This window comes from Phenylobacterium sp. (genome assembly GCF_036495085.1).
In the GTDB taxonomy this organism is placed as follows: Bacteria; Pseudomonadota; Alphaproteobacteria; order Caulobacterales; family Caulobacteraceae; genus Phenylobacterium.
Window position 1 is genome coordinate 1 of record NZ_DASXNL010000192.1, and the last position, 14,772, is coordinate 14,772.

At 67.0% G+C, this 14,772-nt stretch carries 18 protein-coding genes; 8 read left to right on the forward strand and 10 right to left on the reverse strand.

The window, feature by feature from the left end; translation table 11 throughout:
• The 4 genes from atpD to VGI62_RS21560 form a co-directional block, all read left to right on the forward strand.
• Nucleotides 1-1,013: F0F1 ATP synthase subunit beta (atpD, locus tag VGI62_RS21545; RefSeq protein ID WP_331506645.1), on the forward strand; the 1,013-nt coding region annotated here is incomplete at its 5' end.
• Between the two features lie 5 nt (nucleotides 1,014-1,018).
• Nucleotides 1,019-1,282 (forward strand): ATP synthase F1 subunit epsilon, encoded by a 264-nt coding sequence (locus tag VGI62_RS21550; RefSeq protein ID WP_331506646.1) that lies wholly within the window; start codon nucleotides 1,019-1,021, stop codon nucleotides 1,280-1,282.
• An 88-nt stretch (nucleotides 1,283-1,370) separates the two neighbouring features.
• Complete coding sequence (locus tag VGI62_RS21555; protein WP_331506647.1) at nucleotides 1,371-2,087, forward strand: hypothetical protein; 717 nt, start codon at nucleotides 1,371-1,373, stop codon at nucleotides 2,085-2,087.
• Complete coding sequence (locus VGI62_RS21560; RefSeq protein WP_331506648.1) at nucleotides 2,084-2,332, forward strand: CBU_0592 family membrane protein; 249 nt, start codon at nucleotides 2,084-2,086, stop codon at nucleotides 2,330-2,332. The genes VGI62_RS21555 and VGI62_RS21560 overlap by 4 nt, the downstream gene beginning before the upstream one ends.
• A 21-nt stretch (nucleotides 2,333-2,353) precedes the next feature.
• Here VGI62_RS21560 and VGI62_RS21565 read toward each other — a convergent pair whose 3' ends face one another.
• From VGI62_RS21565 to rlmH, 6 genes are all read right to left on the reverse strand, one after another.
• A complete protein-coding gene (locus tag VGI62_RS21565) occupies nucleotides 2,354-3,133 on the reverse strand; it encodes an alpha/beta hydrolase (protein WP_331506649.1) in 780 nt (259 codons plus the stop codon).
• An 84-nt stretch (nucleotides 3,134-3,217) separates the two neighbouring features.
• Nucleotides 3,218-3,709, reverse strand: coding sequence for an RNA pyrophosphohydrolase (locus VGI62_RS21570; protein WP_331506651.1), 492 nt, complete (start codon nucleotides 3,707-3,709; stop codon nucleotides 3,218-3,220).
• Nucleotides 3,710-3,727: 18 nt separating this feature from the next.
• Nucleotides 3,728-4,867, reverse strand: a complete 1,140-nt coding sequence (locus VGI62_RS21575; RefSeq protein ID WP_331506653.1) for a divergent polysaccharide deacetylase family protein — start codon at nucleotides 4,865-4,867, stop codon at nucleotides 3,728-3,730.
• Between the two features lie 119 nt (nucleotides 4,868-4,986).
• On the reverse strand, nucleotides 4,987-6,378 hold the full coding sequence (locus tag VGI62_RS21580) for a S41 family peptidase (RefSeq protein WP_331506654.1): 1,392 nt from the start codon (nucleotides 6,376-6,378) through the stop codon (nucleotides 4,987-4,989).
• Nucleotides 6,379-6,463: 85 nt separating this feature from the next.
• Nucleotides 6,464-7,333: a murein hydrolase activator EnvC family protein gene (locus VGI62_RS21585; RefSeq protein ID WP_331506656.1), complete on the reverse strand. Its 870-nt coding sequence runs from the start codon at nucleotides 7,331-7,333 to the stop codon at nucleotides 6,464-6,466.
• Nucleotides 7,330-7,797 carry a 23S rRNA (pseudouridine(1915)-N(3))-methyltransferase RlmH gene (gene rlmH / locus VGI62_RS21590; protein WP_331506658.1) on the reverse strand — a complete coding sequence of 156 codons (468 nt, stop codon included), beginning with the start codon at nucleotides 7,795-7,797 and terminating at the stop codon, nucleotides 7,330-7,332. Before rlmH ends, VGI62_RS21585 begins: the two co-directional genes overlap by 4 nt.
• Before the next feature lie 96 nt (nucleotides 7,798-7,893).
• On the opposite strand from rlmH, the gene VGI62_RS21595 reads away from it, so the two are divergent.
• A complete protein-coding gene (locus tag VGI62_RS21595) occupies nucleotides 7,894-8,490 on the forward strand; it encodes a beta/gamma crystallin-related protein (RefSeq protein ID WP_331506659.1) in 597 nt (198 codons plus the stop codon).
• On the opposite strand, the gene VGI62_RS21600 is transcribed toward VGI62_RS21595, so the two are convergent.
• Both VGI62_RS21600 and VGI62_RS21605 read right to left on the reverse strand, forming a co-directional pair.
• Complete coding sequence (locus VGI62_RS21600) at nucleotides 8,487-9,077, reverse strand: surface-adhesin E family protein (protein ID WP_331506660.1); 591 nt, start codon at nucleotides 9,075-9,077, stop codon at nucleotides 8,487-8,489. The genes VGI62_RS21595 and VGI62_RS21600 overlap by 4 nt on opposite strands.
• Nucleotides 9,078-9,156: 79 nt before the next feature.
• Nucleotides 9,157-10,536, reverse strand: a complete 1,380-nt coding sequence (locus VGI62_RS21605; RefSeq protein ID WP_331506661.1) for a M28 family peptidase — start codon at nucleotides 10,534-10,536, stop codon at nucleotides 9,157-9,159.
• A 164-nt stretch (nucleotides 10,537-10,700) separates the two neighbouring features.
• On the opposite strand from VGI62_RS21605, the gene VGI62_RS21610 reads away from it, so the two are divergent.
• A complete protein-coding gene (locus VGI62_RS21610; RefSeq protein ID WP_331506662.1) occupies nucleotides 10,701-11,732 on the forward strand; it encodes a prolyl oligopeptidase family serine peptidase in 1,032 nt (343 codons plus the stop codon).
• 9 nt (nucleotides 11,733-11,741) lie between these two features.
• Here VGI62_RS21610 and VGI62_RS21615 read toward each other — a convergent pair whose 3' ends face one another.
• Both VGI62_RS21615 and VGI62_RS21620 read right to left on the reverse strand, forming a co-directional pair.
• Nucleotides 11,742-12,185: a cupin domain-containing protein gene (locus tag VGI62_RS21615; protein ID WP_331506663.1), complete on the reverse strand. Its 444-nt coding sequence runs from the start codon at nucleotides 12,183-12,185 to the stop codon at nucleotides 11,742-11,744.
• A gap of 76 nt (nucleotides 12,186-12,261) precedes the next feature.
• The gene (locus VGI62_RS21620; protein WP_331506664.1) at nucleotides 12,262-13,032 is read right to left on the reverse strand and encodes a hypothetical protein; all 771 of its coding nucleotides are present in this window, start codon (nucleotides 13,030-13,032) and stop codon (nucleotides 12,262-12,264) included.
• 691 nt (nucleotides 13,033-13,723) lie between these two features.
• On the opposite strand from VGI62_RS21620, the gene VGI62_RS21625 reads away from it, so the two are divergent.
• Together VGI62_RS21625 and VGI62_RS21630 are read left to right on the forward strand one after the other, a co-directional pair.
• Nucleotides 13,724-14,173 (forward strand): PEPxxWA-CTERM sorting domain-containing protein, encoded by a 450-nt coding sequence (locus tag VGI62_RS21625; RefSeq protein ID WP_331506665.1) that lies wholly within the window; start codon nucleotides 13,724-13,726, stop codon nucleotides 14,171-14,173.
• Between the two features lie 62 nt (nucleotides 14,174-14,235).
• Nucleotides 14,236-14,604, forward strand: coding sequence for a YccF domain-containing protein (locus VGI62_RS21630; protein ID WP_331506666.1), 369 nt, complete (start codon nucleotides 14,236-14,238; stop codon nucleotides 14,602-14,604).
• Nucleotides 14,605-14,772: the final 168 nt, after the last annotated feature.

Consider the following 14,772-nt stretch of genomic DNA (forward strand, 5'->3'; position numbering starts at 1 on the left):
CCAAGGGTGGAAAGATCGGCCTGTTCGGCGGCGCCGGCGTCGGCAAGACCGTGACGATGCAGGAGTTGATCAACAACATCGCCAAGGCCTACGGCGGCTACTCCGTGCTGGCCGGCGTCGGCGAGCGGACGCGCGAAGGCAACGACCTCTATCACGAGATGATCGAGTCCAACGTCAACGTGGACCCGAAGAAGAACAACGGCTCCACCGAGGGCTCAAAGTGCGCCCTCGTCTACGGCCAGATGAACGAGCCCCCGGGCGCCCGCGCCCGCGTGGCGCTGACCGGCCTCGCGCAGGCCGAGTACTTCCGCGACGAAGAGGGCAAAGACGTGCTGCTCTTCATCGACAACATCTTCCGCTTCACCCAGGCCGGCTCCGAAGTGTCGGCGCTCCTGGGCCGCATCCCCTCGGCCGTGGGCTATCAGCCGACCCTGGCTACGGAGATGGGTAACCTGCAGGAGCGCATCACCTCTACATCCAAGGGATCGATCACCTCGGTGCAGGCGATCTACGTGCCCGCCGACGACCTGACCGACCCGGCGCCGGCGACCTCGTTCGCCCACCTGGACGCCACGACCGTGCTCAGCCGCGACATTGCCGCCCAGGCGATCTTCCCGGCCGTGGACCCGCTCGACTCCACCTCGCGGATCATGGATCCCCTGGTGATCGGTGAAGAGCACTATCTGGTCGCCCGCCGCGTGCAGGAAACCCTGCAGCAGTACAAGGCGCTCAAGGACATCATCGCCATTCTGGGGATGGACGAGCTTTCGGAAGAGGACAAGCTGACCGTCGCCCGCGCCCGGAAGATCCAGCGCTTCCTGTCGCAGCCCTTCCACGTGGCTGAGCAGTTCACCAACACGCCCGGCGTGCTGGTCAGCCTGGAAGACACCATCCGCTCGTTCAAGGCGGTGGTCGACGGCGAGTTCGACCACCTGCCGGAAGCCGCCTTCTACAACGTCGGCACGATCGAGGACGCGGTCCGCAAGGCCGAGCAACTGGCAGCGGAAGCCTAGGGTCGATGGCCGATAAGCTGCACTTTTCGCTGGTCTCGCCGGAGCGCGAGCTCTTCTCGGGACTCGTGGACCAGGTCGACGCGCCGGGCTCCGAAGGTGACTTCGGGGTCCTGGCGGGCCATGCGCCCTTCATGTCCGCGCTTAGGGAAGGTCCGGTTCGGGTCCACAGCGACGGAAAGATCACTGTCTTCGAGGTGCGCGGCGGCTTCGCGGATGTCACCCCGGACGGCTTCACCGTGCTCGCCGAGCACGCGGTTGAATCAGCCTGAATTATAGTTGTAAATTAGCCACCATGGGGCCTTGCTTCGGGCGCCATGGTTCCGTTTTATGGCCCGCTGAAAAGTCAGGGAAACTTAGATGCGCACCGCCCTTGTCACCATGATCGCAACGGCGGCCGTCGTGTCCGCAGCTCAGGCTCAGACGCCTGCCACGCAGGCTACGCCGCCGGCCGCCGCCGCGGCGCCTCCGGCGTCAACCCCGGCCCCCGCGGCGGCCGCGCCTGCGGCCTCAGCGCCCGCCGGCCCGGCCGCCACCCCGGCGGCGCCATCCGAAGGCGCCACCGCTGCGCCGACGGGTGAGGCCGCCCCGACACTTCCGACCACCGGCGACGGCGCCGTGCTGCTCGGCGTCGTCGAGAAGCTGTGCATTCCTGTGGTGCGCGGCGGCAAGCTGGACGACCTCGCCAAGGCGAATGGCTTCAAGCAGAACCGGCGCGACGGGACCTGGTCGATGCCTCTTGGCGGTGACCGGAACTACACCGTGACCATGTTCCCGGTGGGCGTGAACAAGGACGCCTGCCGCGGCGAGGTGCACTATGCCCTTGGCCAGGAGAAGCCGATCGTCAGCGCGTTCAACGTCTGGTCGTTCCTGCACCAGCCGGAGCTGATCCTGCAGGCCAACTATGTGAACACCGACGCTGACGGCGTGAAGCGGGTCCGCAAGTCCTGGGAACACCTGGATTCCACGTCTTCGACGGCCATCAATTTCTCGACGATGACCAAGCCGGATGACACCCCGCTCAACAAGAACTTCGCCACCGCCGAGTTTGTCTACCAGGAACGCCACTTCCAATGAGCTGGACGGACGCCGCGGGTCTCGCCGGCGTCCTGATGATCCTCGTCGCGTATGCAGGCGCCGCGCTCGGGCGTCTTGATCCCAAGGGCGCCTGGTCGCTGCTTGCGAACCTGATCGGCGCCTGCCTGATCCTGGTCTCGCTGCTGGTTGCGGATTTCAACCTGTCCTCCACAGCCATGGAGGGCTCATGGGCGTTGGTCGCGCTGGCGGGCCTTGTGCGGCTTGGTTTCAAGCGGCGAGGCTGACCCGCCCCGCGATGACGTCCGTCACGCCCTCTTCTTGAGGGATTCCTCAGGACGGCCTGAGGCCGCCAACCACTGCAGCGCGGTGTGCGCCACATCCTCCCAGCCGGGCTCGCCGACCAGCCAGTGGCTCATGTCGCGCATGGTCGTCAAATTGGCGCCCAGACGCCCCGCAACGGCTCGCGCGGTGCGCGGTGAGTGCACCACATCGGCTTCGCCGCAGATCACCAGGCTCGGCGCCGCCAAAGCCCCCGGGCCGACGCTGGTGGTCATGAAGGGATCCAGCCACCAATTCAGCGTTTCGCGTACCGCCTTGGCGCTTTCGGGCCGCAATCGCGCCACCACCGCCTCCCGCTCGGCCTTGGGGACACGGTTCAGGCTGTAGGCGCGCATCAGGCTCTTGTCGGGGGCCAACGCGCTGGAAGCGAATGGGCCAAGCATCTGCACTCCGAAGGCTGTTGCTGCTTCTTCCAGGCTGGAACCGGCGACGCCCCACGGTGGCGAGGGCGCCAGCAGCACCAGGGCCTTGAGGTTCGCTCGGCGCGCGGCGAGCTGGGCCACGAGCCCGCCCATCGAATGACCGAGCAACACAGGCGGCTGCGGGAGTTGCGCGCAGAGCTTGAGGATATCCGAGGCGTAGTCGGTCATCGACAAGCCCGCCACGGCCTCGCGCGGGTCCTCGGGGCTATGGCCCCTGAGATCAGGCGTGATCACATCGTAGCCCGCCGCGGCGAACGGCGCGCGGAAGCGTTCGAAGGCCCAACCCCCGCAGAAGGCGCCATGCACCATGACGATGGCTGTCATTGATCCTCTCGTTGCGGAAATCGGCGGCGCCGCAGCTCAGCCGCTCGCCACCTTTAGGCCTGTCGCTCAGCGGCCTCCAGGGCTTCAGGCGCGGCCGCGCGTCGCGGCGAAGCTCCCGAACGCCTCGACCACGCGCTCATAGGCGGCTTTTTTGAACGGCACGATGAGGTCGGCCGCCTCCCTGAGGAAGGCCCAGCGCCACGCGTCGAATTCCGCAGGGGGGTGGGACATGAGATCGAAGTCGGCGTCCTGTCCATCGAAGCGGAATGCAAACCAGACCTGTTTTTGCCCCCGCCAGCCCCGCAACGCCTTGCTGCTTTTGTGGCCGGCCGGAAAGTCGTAGGCGACCCAGCCCTCGGTTCGGCCAAGGAAAGTCAGCTGTTGGGCGCCGGTCTCCTCGAAGAGCTCTCGCCGCGCAGCGGTCTCCAGGTCCTCGCCCGGGTCGATACCGCCCTGCGGAAACTGCCAGTTGTGCGGCCCCGGCGTGTTGGCGCGTCGGCCCAGCCAGACGCGTCCGTCCGGGTGGAACAGAACGACGCCCACGTTCGGGCGATATTGCTCGAGATCATCAGCCATACGCTTAAGGCTTCTAGCCTATTGCCCGGTCAACGCCGAGGCCGGCGCCAACTGGAAGCCGCGCTGATCAAGCGCCCTGGCCCAGGCTGCGACTTTTTCGAGCGTCACAGGATAAGCGAAGCCCGACCCGAGAGCCTGACCGCGCTGCAGGGCGCCGGACTCCAGGGCCAGGAGCTGCTGATCGATTGCCGCAGGGTTAAGCTGGTCGTCGATCATCCGCTCTGCAGAGCCACGGACCATTCCAGAGCTGGCCCGACGCACAGCCGCCCCGTCGTCGATAAAGGCAAGGCCGCGGCCTCGCACGACGCCGGCAAATGCCTGATAGGCGCTGTCGGAGGCCAGAAAGCGTGAGCCCAGATAATTCGTCACGCCGAAGTAGCCGGTGGCTCGCGAAAGAATCCATTCCAGCTTCCTGACGGTCTCCGGTCCCTTGGCCCCGGCCATCAGGGTGTAGGGACCCGGATCGTTGTCGGGATAGTCGATCGGCTCCATCGGCGCCTCCAGCAGCACCTCGTGGCCATGAGCGCGCGCCATGTCGATCCATCCCTGCAGGCCTTCGGCGTATGGCGAAAAGGATAGGGTGACCTCGGGCGGAAGGGTCGCCACGGCCGCCTGCGTCGCGCGCTCGTTAAGTCCGAGGCCGCCGATCACAATGGCCACCTTCGGCCGTCCGTTGGCGAGGAACGGCCTGCGGTAAACCTGGAACGGCGTGCGCCCGTCCTGGGCGATGATCGGCAAAGGTCCTGCGAGGCCGGGCGCAAAGAAGCCTGCCAGCGGGGCGGCTGGCAGAGGCGCGCCCGCGGTTGGAGGCTGCGAAGCGCCGCGCGCCTGCGGAGCAGCCGCGGACATCGCAGGCAGCGGCTGTGTGGAAAGCCGAACCACATCTTGTCCGATCTGCACAGGACCGTGGATCGGGGTCAGTCTCTCGCGCCAGCCCTGTGGGGCGCGCTTCAACGCCTGGCCGAGCGATATGCGTACGGCGTTGGGATCATGGTTTGCGGGCCCGAGCAGTCGCACGAGCACCGTCACCGCGACGATCAGCAAGAGGCTTGCGGCAGCCAGGCCGGCGAAACGGTTGGCCAGCAGGACCTGCGGCCGTAGCCCCATGACGCCCCGCGTGGTCCAGCGGAGAGGATCGATTCGGGGAAGTGCGGTCATCGCCACAGCTTTGGGTGCTCCTCGCAAGCGGAGCCTCCCAAAACAGGGTTAACGATGACTTCCCATAGCCCGGCCCCGGCACAGATTTCCGGGGCGGGACGCGCCGTTGAAGAGGGGGCCTACTTCGATGGCGGAACCGCGGGCTTCGCCTCGGCGACCTTGGCCTTGCTGTAGATCTCCGCAAGCTTGGCTGTAGGCCGCGGAAGTTTCGGAGTCAGGGCGACGGAGCCGTAGTGCAGGACATCCTCGGCGCGCGCCAATTGGAAGTCCTTCTTGGCGTCGAAATTGTCCGGTGGCGCCTCGGCCGGCGCATGTGGCGCTTTCCGCACCTTGCCCTCTTCGGCGTTGAGCGCGTTTTTGAAGGACGCTTCCGAGAACTGGAAGGCGTGGTTGGCGATCGTCTGGGCCTCGTCCTTGGTGGAGGCGACCTCCAGGTCGGGTTCGATGCCGGTCTTCTGGATGGAGCGGCCCGAGGGCGTGTAGTAGCGCGCCGTCGTCAGCTTCAGCGCCCCGTCCATGCCGCCGCGGAGCGGAATCACCGTCTGGACGGAGCCCTTTCCGAAGCTCGTCAGGCCGACGATTTCGGCGCGTTTGCGGTCCTGCAAGGCGCCGGCGACGATCTCGGCGGCCGAAGCCGTGCCGTTATCGATCAGCACGACCATCGGCATCCCGTTGGTTATGTCGCCGGGGCGGGCGTTATAGCGTTCGACGTCGCGCGGATCGCGGCCGCGCTGACTGACGATCTCGCCACCTTCCAGGAAGAGATCCGAGACGCCGACAGCTTGGTCGAGCAGGCCGCCTGGGTTGCGGCGAAGGTCGAGGATCAGGCCTTTCATCTTCGGGTTCTTGGCGTGGATCGCGGCGAAGGCGGCCTGCGCCTCGTCGGTGGTCTTCTCGTCGAAACCTGAAATCCGCAGGACGCCGTAGTCGCCTTCCAGCCGCGCGGTCGCGGTCTTCTGCTTGATGATCTCGCGGACCACCTTGACGTCGAAGGGATCGGACTTCTCGCGGGCGATGGTCAGCGTCACCGTCTCCCCGGGCTTGCCGCGCATCTGCTTGACCGCGTCGCTGACGGAGAGGCCAAGCACGCTGTCGCCGTTTACCGCGGTGATGTAGTCGCCGGGCTTGAGGCCGGCCTTGGCGGCAGGGGTGTCGTCGATCGGCGAGATCACCTTGACCACACCGTCTTCGCTGGTCACTTCCAGTCCGAGGCCACCGTATTCGCCGCGCGTCTGATCGCGCATGTCATCGAAGCCTTCGGGGTCGAGGTAGCCGGAATGCGGATCGAGGGAGGTCAGCATTCCGTCGAGCGCGGCATGGATCAATTTCGTGTCATCCACCGGCGTGACGTACTGGCGCTCCACCGTGTCGAGCACATCGCCGAACAGGCCCAGCATCCGGTAGGTGTTGGCCTTCGGGGTGGCTGCGGCCACGGCGTGCTGACTTACGTAAGCCATGGATCCCGCGCCGAGGACGAAGGCCGAAGCGCCGATAAGTAGGTACTTTTTCATCGCCTGCCGTAGGCTCCTTATGGGCCTGGCCTTAAGGCGCAGGGACCCGCGTGTGAAACAGGCCCCTCTCAAGCACCAATGGCGCTCAGCCCGCTTTGTTCAGCCAGCGCCCCGGATCCACCGGCGCACCCTGTTCTCGGACCTCCAGGTAGAGTTCCCTGGAGGGTCTCTGACCGTCCGCCCCATCGCCGTTCGATTGTCGGCCCTCCGGCATCCATCCGACAGCCTGACCCGCCGCGACAGATTGCCCGACCGAAACCGATGTCCTGTCCAGCCCAGCAAGCACCAGATGGTATCCGCCCGCCAGTCTTAATATCAAGATGACGCCCCATCCCTTCACGGGGCCTACGTATTGAACGGTTCCCGGGCCGGGGCTGGCGACCCTGGCCCCGCCGGCGGCGGCGAAGGTAAGACCATTGGAGCGGCCGCCGCTTGCCAACGCCTCGCCGAACCGCCGCACGATGGGGCCCGGGGTCGGACTAGAGAGGCTTTGCGGCGGCGTGATGGCGGTTTCGGCGACCCTCGCGGCAGGCGCTTGGCGCAAGTTTGGCGGGGTCGGCGGGGGACTGGCTTCGGCGACTTCGCTTTCACTGGTGAACAAGGCTTCGCTCTCGACGGCGGCCAGCCGCCGCTGGCGCATCATCTCACCGGCCTCCTCGGCGTAGCCCATGGCGCGCGCCTGCAACTCAGGTGTCATCGCCTTGACCAGGATGGCGGCCCGGACAGCGTCCCGGGCGTCCTTTGGGGCCACCAGAAGCGCCGGCGGTGGGTCGCGCTTCAGTTGCTCCAGGACCGTGAGCAGGCGAGATAGCTGGCTCATGTTGTGAGCCTGCTCGGCCGAGAGCTCGGTCTCTGCGACATTCAATCGCGCCAGCCGTTCGCCGGTCGCAGCCACGGCGACCGCGCCCAGTGTCAGGGCGGCCAGGCTCAGAGGAAGGATCAGTACGGTTTTCATCCGTCTCGATGATAGGGCGATCCGGCCAGGATTGTGACCGCTCGATAGACCTGTTCGGCCAACATGGCGCGCGCCAGGGCGTGAGGCCAGGTCTGCGGTCCAAACGCCAGCTTGCCGTTCGCCTGGGCGAGCAGGGTGGGGTCGAGGCCGTCGGCGCCGCCGATCACGAAGGCCAGCCTGCGTATGCCGCGATCGCGCAGCGTCGCGATTTCGTCGGCGAAGACCCGCGAGGACCTCGCGCGCCCGTGTTCGTCGCAGGCGATGACGTGGGCGTCATTCAGGTGCGGCATGAGCGCCTCGGCCTCTGCGGCCTTGCCCGGCTTGCGGCTCTCGACCTCGATCACCTCCACGGGCCCAAGGCCCAGGGCGCGTCCGGAACTGGTCGCGCGCCCCGTATAGAGCTTCACCAACTCCATCTCGGGTGAGCGGGCCAGACGGCCGATGGCGAGGATCATGATCTTCACGTGAGAACCGATACGCGATCGGCGCGCCCGTCAGAAGGCTCGCCAATCGCCGCCTGCAGCGTAAGCTTGCCGCGGGGGCCACTTGAGGAAACGCGGATGAGGATGCTCTTGGGGATGGGCGCGGTCGCGCTGCTCGCGATGGCCTCGCTGCCGGCCCACGCTCAGCGCGGGATTCCGCCGGGCAGCTACCAGCGATACTGCCACGATATTCAACTAAACGGCCAGTTCCTGAGCGCTCGGTGCCAAGGTTCGCAGGGCGGCGGCCAGTCCTCGATCAACATACTGAGCTGCAGCGGCGACATCGGGGTCGATCCGTCCGGGGCGCTGTCCTGCACGGGGCCGGGCGCCGGCGGGCCTCCGGCGGGCGCGATCCCGCCACCTCCACCGCCGCCGCGACCCGGGCCCGGATTTCGTCCGCAACCGGGAGGCGGAATCGGCGGTGGCCTCACGGTCTTCGCCCAGCGCGGCTGGCGGGGGCCTTCGGCCCGAATAGATCGTGACATGCCCAATCTCGCCAACACCGGCATGAACGATCGAATCCGCTCGATCCAGCTCGATCGCCGCTCCGGGCCGTGGATCGTCTGTACGGACGCCAACTTCCGCGGCCGCTGTGCGACGATCGATCGGAGTATCGACGACACCGGCCGCATCGGGATGCTGGACGCGATCTCGTCGCTGCGGCCCGCGCGCTAGCGCGCGCCGGCTGTTGTCGGCTTCCTGGGCCGCCCGGCGGACTTCGAGGTCTTCTTCGCGCGCGCCGCCGGCGCCGGCTGCGGCGACGGCAGGGGCGCAGCCTCGTCCCAGGCCTGGATCTGGGCGATCACCACCTGGCTTATCGATTTCGCCGCGATCGCAGAGCGGCCGGTATCGCCGTCACAGACCACCCGCATGCCGGCGCTCGCCTCGCCGTCGTCGCCGGCGGCTGGGGTCCAGGCGTCTATGGTGTTGTCCTTCTTCAACAGCAGGGCGCCGAACCGGGAGTAGACCGAAAAGCTCCGCCAGCGCACACGGCGCCGTGAGCAGTCGTACTCGTTCAGTATGCGAACATAACCGGGCTGTGGCGGGCCTTCGGCGGCCAGGCTGCGCTTGACGCTGACGCTCCACACCTTGCGTACGACACCTTGGGCGCCCGGGCGTCCAGCCGCGGCCGGATCGATGACGGTCATCTCGTCGGGGCTCTGGGCAAGCACCGTATAGACCGCGGCCCGCGCGGCCGGCGAGGCGAAGAAGGCGATGCCGGCTGCGAGGGTCAGCCGTCCGAAGGGGGCTCGAGGGGTCATCTCAGGTCGGATCCTGCCCGCAGTTCCCGAGATAACGCGCGAGCTGTCAAATCCGGGTTACCTGCCCCCCTTCGTTCTCCTAGGGCGTCTTCGGCGCGAGCGGCTCTTCATGCGCCCAGCTGCCCGGCGAGCCGGGGAACACGACCGGGCTTTCGTAGCCTTCGGCGCTGAGCGCGCTCACGCCGAAGAACCAGTCGTCAATATTGACCGCCTTGAGGACCGCCTGGCCGGTGGGCGAAGCCTCGCGGCTGTAGCGCCACTGCGGGTCTGTGGTGGCCCGCCACCACAGTCGATAGCGGGCCGCGTCGGCTGCCGGCTTCCACTTCACCGTGGTGTCGACCGAGACCGCGCCGGAAGTCTCGACCCGGGTCGGCGGGGCCGGCGCCTGGGCCAGCGCCGCCATGGAGACCACGTTCAGGCGCGTGACCTGGGCCAGGTAGGCGAAATCCACGCCCTCGATGACGTCGCCGTAGCGCACGCCGCCCTCAGTGCGCACGTCCTGGTGCTGGCGGTTGTAGTTCTCGTTGGCCTCGGTGATGCGCACGGCAGGGAAACCCGCGTTCAGCATCTCCGTCTGGTCGCCGCCGCGGCCAAAGCGGTCGGTTCGGTAGACCATGGTGACGCTGAAATTCGCCAGGTAACGATCAGCCAGGCCGTCGATGAACCGGGCGAGGTTGCGCGAAGGACTGTCCACCTCGCCGCCGTTGTAGCGGCGCTTGTCGGCCTCCTCCTTTGTCTCCACGGCCTTGGTGCCCTCGGAGAACACGCGCACCCGGTTTGTCTCGCGCGTCCCCGTTAGGCCCTCGGAGTTGCCGACGATGTCGTTGTTGAGGTCGGCCTCCACACGCCAGCTCTCGGCCTTGGCGTAGTCGGCCAGCACCTTGCCGCCGTACAGCCCCTGCTCCTCACCGGAGAGTACGGCGTAGACCAGGGTGGCGGGGAACTTGTGCTTCGAGAGCACCCTGGCGGCTTCCATCACCACGGCGACGCCCGAAGCGTCGTCGTTCGCGCCGGGCGCGTCGGACGTGACGTTCATGACGTCAGTGACGCGGCTGTCGATGTGGCCGGAGATGACGATCACCCGCTCGGGGTCACTGGTGCCGCGCTGGATCGCCAGCACGTCCATCACCTCGGTGGGGCTGGGGATCCGGCGGCCGGTGAACACCTGGCTGGGCGTCTCGATGGTGAGGCAGCCGCCGCAGTCCCTGGACATGGCCGCGAATTCCCCGGCGACCCAACGACGGGCCGCGCCGATGCCCCGGGTTTCCGATTTGGTCTCGGACAGCGTGTGGCGGGTCCCGAAGGATACGAGCTTGGCGATCGTTGCGCGTTCGCGATCGGCAGAGACCTGCCCGGCAAGGTCGTGCAACAGCGGATGCTCGATCGGCAGGGGCTGGGCGCAGGCTGCGGAAGCGGCGACGACAGCCAGGGTGAAGGCGACGAGGGGTGGGCGGCGCACAGCGAACTCCGGAAAACAAGGCGGCGCGACCTTCGCCATCGCGCCCCGCGGAGGCAAGGGCGATGGCGAGGGTGACTTGTGTTCAAGGCGGCCCCGCCGGAAGTTGCGACGAATTCGGCCCTCGGGAGCGACGCGTGCGCAAATGGCTCGGAGTATTGACGGCCATGATCACGTTGGCCCCGGGGGCGCCGTCCCTGGCCGCAGGGCTGAAGGGCGAGTGCCCGGACGGCTACGTGGTCAAGGCGGGCCTCAACACGGACTTCCCGCACAAGGGACTGAAGCGCGCGTTTATCGTCTATCCGCCGCAAGGCGTGGCCGGGGCTGCGCCTGTGTTCGTACCGCTCACCGGTTCGGTGGAGTCCACGATGGACAACCTCACCGTCCCCCGCAGCGGTGCGACCTCACTGATGGCCGCCCGGGGCTTTCTTGTGATCGGGCCGGTGCGCGAATGCGCCAAGCAGGACCCGAACCTGAAGGCGGGCGCCTGCAATGGCCCGGGTTCGGGAGGCTGGAACTGGAACCCCTGGTTCGAGGGGCGCGCCGGCAGCGCCTCCGGCGATCAGTGGAAAGGTGACGGGGGACCGGACTCCAGCTTCCTCATCGCGGCGGTGAAGTGCGCGGCCAAGACCTTTCCGGCCGACGCACGGCGTATGTACCTGGGCGGTATTTCCTCGGGTGGCACCATGACCAACCGGGCGCTGACCTTCCGCTCCGACTTCTGGGCCGGCGGCTTGCCGATCTCCGGCGAGTGGTACGTAACCAAGGACGACGGGACTCCGCTTTCGTTCGAGGCCGCCCGCGCGGCCGTGGCCGCCGCCCCCGCCAAGATCCACCAGGGCCGCGTCGGCCCGTTCCCGCTCAAGCGACGTCTCGACCCCATGATCGTGATCACCGTCTGGGGCGGGGCGAATGATCTTTGGAAGTGCGACGGGGTGCTCTGCGCCGACTACCGCCCCTCGACGCAAGCCGCGTCCAACTACTTCGCCTCGATGAAGGATGTGGTGCACGTGGCCTGCACCGCCGGCCACGGCCACATGTGGCCGCAGGTCAATACCCAGGCCTTCAACACCTGGGCGTTGGAGACCCTGGCCTCGCATCCGAAGGGCAGCGATCCAGGGACCTTCAAACTTACCCCGCCACCCGAGGGTTACGCCTGCAAGCTCGGCCGCTTCACCGACCACTACCCCGAAGGCTGAACCCGACCGCTACTTCCGGGTCGGGTCGTCCTTGGGATTGGCGTAGGTCATTACGAACGGTCCATCGGCTGAGACCTGCACCACCGCACCTGCCTTGGTGAAGGCGTAGTGGTTCATGCCCTTGGGCGCTTCAGCGAACCCGCCAGGCGCCAGCGCCGCGCTCTTGGCCGGATCGAGCTTGTCGCCCATCCCCAGGCTGAAGTCGCCGGTCATCACGGTCACATATTCATCAGTCGGATGATGATGTGCAGGGATCTTGTAGCCTGCCGGCATCTTCAGCCTGATGACGAACTCGCCGGCTTTGCCCGGATCGCCTGAAAGTACAGCCATCTGGGCGCCTTTTGGGAATATCGCCGGCGCTGGTCCCCACTTGAGATTTGCGGAATTGACTTGCGCGCTGGCGCTCGACGCTAAGCTTGCGAGGATACTGACAGCCACCGCTATGCGGATCATGGCCCCGTCCTCCCGTTAAGTGACGGCGAGCTTAGCCACAATGAAGCGCAGGTGTCGAGCACTCGGGCCTTGGGCGTCAACGCGGATAGTAGGGCCGGTAGTAGACGTAGGGGTCCGGGGGCGGTGGGGAGCGCCTGTCGTCGTAATAGTAGTAGTTCCTGGCCGCCACCGCCCTCTGGCGTTCGTCGGAATACTCGCGCTGCCGTTCGGCGTCAGCCATGGCGCGTTGCTGCGCAGCCTGGGCGGCCAGTTCTTCGGTCTCCGCGGCCGCCCGCTGGCGCACCGCCTTGGCGGCGGCGATCTGCTCGTCGGCCACCGCCCTGGCTCGGAGGTCGGCCTCGACCTTGGCCCGCCGCGCCTCCATTTCCGCATCACGCGCTTTGCGTTGGGCAAGCACCTGGGCGCCGCAGGTCCTGAGGTCGGCCAGCCCCTGAGACGCTCCGGCCAGTGAGCCGCTCACGGCCTCGTCGGCCAGCCAGGCGATCTGCAGGGTCTTGCCGTGGCGCATGGCGGCCAGCGTCTCGTTGCTCAGGCCCATGAGCGCGAGCCCTTCATCGCCGGTGCGCTGGACGAGATTGGAGAACGGCTTCTGGTCAATGCGGATTGGCAGGAAAGCCTGGCTGGGAAGCTCCTCCCTGGCGAACCTCAAAGAGACCCGATCGCCATCGGAAATGAGCGTCACAGGAGCGACCGTGCCTGATCTCGCGATCAACTCGAGGTCGGCGTGGCACTGAGCCTCTTCGGGGATAATCGCCCACGCCGAGGCTTCAAGACTTGCTGCGGCCGACGGTCCCGCAACCGCCGCCCCAACCAGGGTGACTAGAACCCGAACCCCCAAAGGTGGCATCGTGACAGCTCCTACGCCGTCCCTCATCAGTAAGGTACGCCCGCGAGGGGCGTGCGCCTAGGGGTAGAAACCCGGAGATCACCTGTCAGTTGACCCTTAGCGCGTCTTGGTTTCCCGACGCGCCCGCTGGGCGGCGCGCGAGGATCGAGACGATACGCGCTGCGGCGGTTGGGCGCGGCTCGAGGGGGCCCGCGGCGTGCTATCCCCCCGTAATCGTTGATGGGCCGCGTGAAGAGCCGCGATCGCCCATTAACCATAAACAAGCTTAGCTATTTACCAAGTCTTAAGAAAGCTGCACAATGGGCTGCGGTTAAGGTTGTTCATGCGAACGCCTCCTTGGCCGATTAACAACGGCCAGACAGTGCAGCTTAAGTTCGATTCCGCTACCCACCTCGCAACGCGCCGCGCCCCGTGGGCCGCCGTTGTGCTTTCGGCGATAATTGTCGGTTTCAGCGCTTCGCCCGCTGCCGCAAATCCGCTGAGCGATTGCTGGGAGCGGATCTCAGTTGCGGTGCGTCATGTCCCCCACCCGCACGTTCGTGTCCCCCATCTCGCGGTCCATAAGACTTCGGTCGCGGCTCCGAAGCGGCACAAGGCGCACAAGGGGGGGGCAACGCATGGCCCCAAGGCTCCGCTGCTTCGCCGGTCCCGCTACATCCTGCGACCCCGCGCCTGCGGAACTCATGAGGCGATGCTGACGCCCATGCCCGGCGCAGTCGGACCCGAAGCGCCAGAACTCCTGCTGGCTGAACTCGCCGGTCCCACGACCGCGCCCGGCGTCGACGTCGCCGACCTGGCTCCCGTGGTTCCGCCGCAGATCGGCCCGGCGACTTTCACGCCTGATTTCTTCCCGGAAGGCCCCGGCGGTTCCGGCGGGGTCACGCCCACCGGCGGATTCGTGTCTCCGCCGGGCGGCGGCCCCGGCGGGGGAGGGCCCGGCGGTCCCCGCCAGCCCCCGCTCACACCTCCCGGCCCGCCGCCGGAGCTACCCCCGTCCATCCTCCCGCCCGATGGTCCCGGAGTTCCGGGGGGGCACGGCGGCCCGGGCGTTGTTCCGGAACCGGCGACCTGGGCGATGCTTATCACCGGCTTCTTCGGGGTGGGGACGGCCTTGCGCCGCCGCAGGGCGCGACCGGCCTAGGGCTCCACCATGGTCCAGCCTGGGAGCGCTTGTGCTACAGCAGCGCAACCTACGGAGCGGCCATGCGACTTTTGCTGAATATCCTTTGGTTCATCCTCGGCGGCTGGATATCCGGCAGCCTATGGATTCTTGCCGGCCTGGTCCTGGCGATAACGATCGTGGGTCTGCCCTGGACGCCGGCGGCCTTCCGCATCGCCGGCTTCAGCTATTGGCCATTCGGAAAGGTGGTCGTGGACCGTCACTCAGGGGCCGCCAGTGTTCTCTTGAACATCCTGTGGCTGCTGCTGGCGGGCTGGTGGTTGGCGCTGCACCATATCCTCCTGGCCGCCGCGCTTGCGGTGACCATCATCGGCATCCCCTTCGCTTGGCAGCACGTGAAACTGGCGATGCTGGCCCTGACCCCCGTCGGCAAGGCCGTTGTTGAGGTCTAAGCCCAAATCAGTTCACAGGATTCGGCAATAGTGGCGGCCGCACGCCGCGCTGGCGGGTTTACGCCCGTCTCGCGTTGACACCCCGGCTCCCATGCGTATAAGTCCGCCGCTCTTCGCCCGCGGGCCAACTCGCGGGCGCATTCCGTTTTGCACATACACAGTGATTTT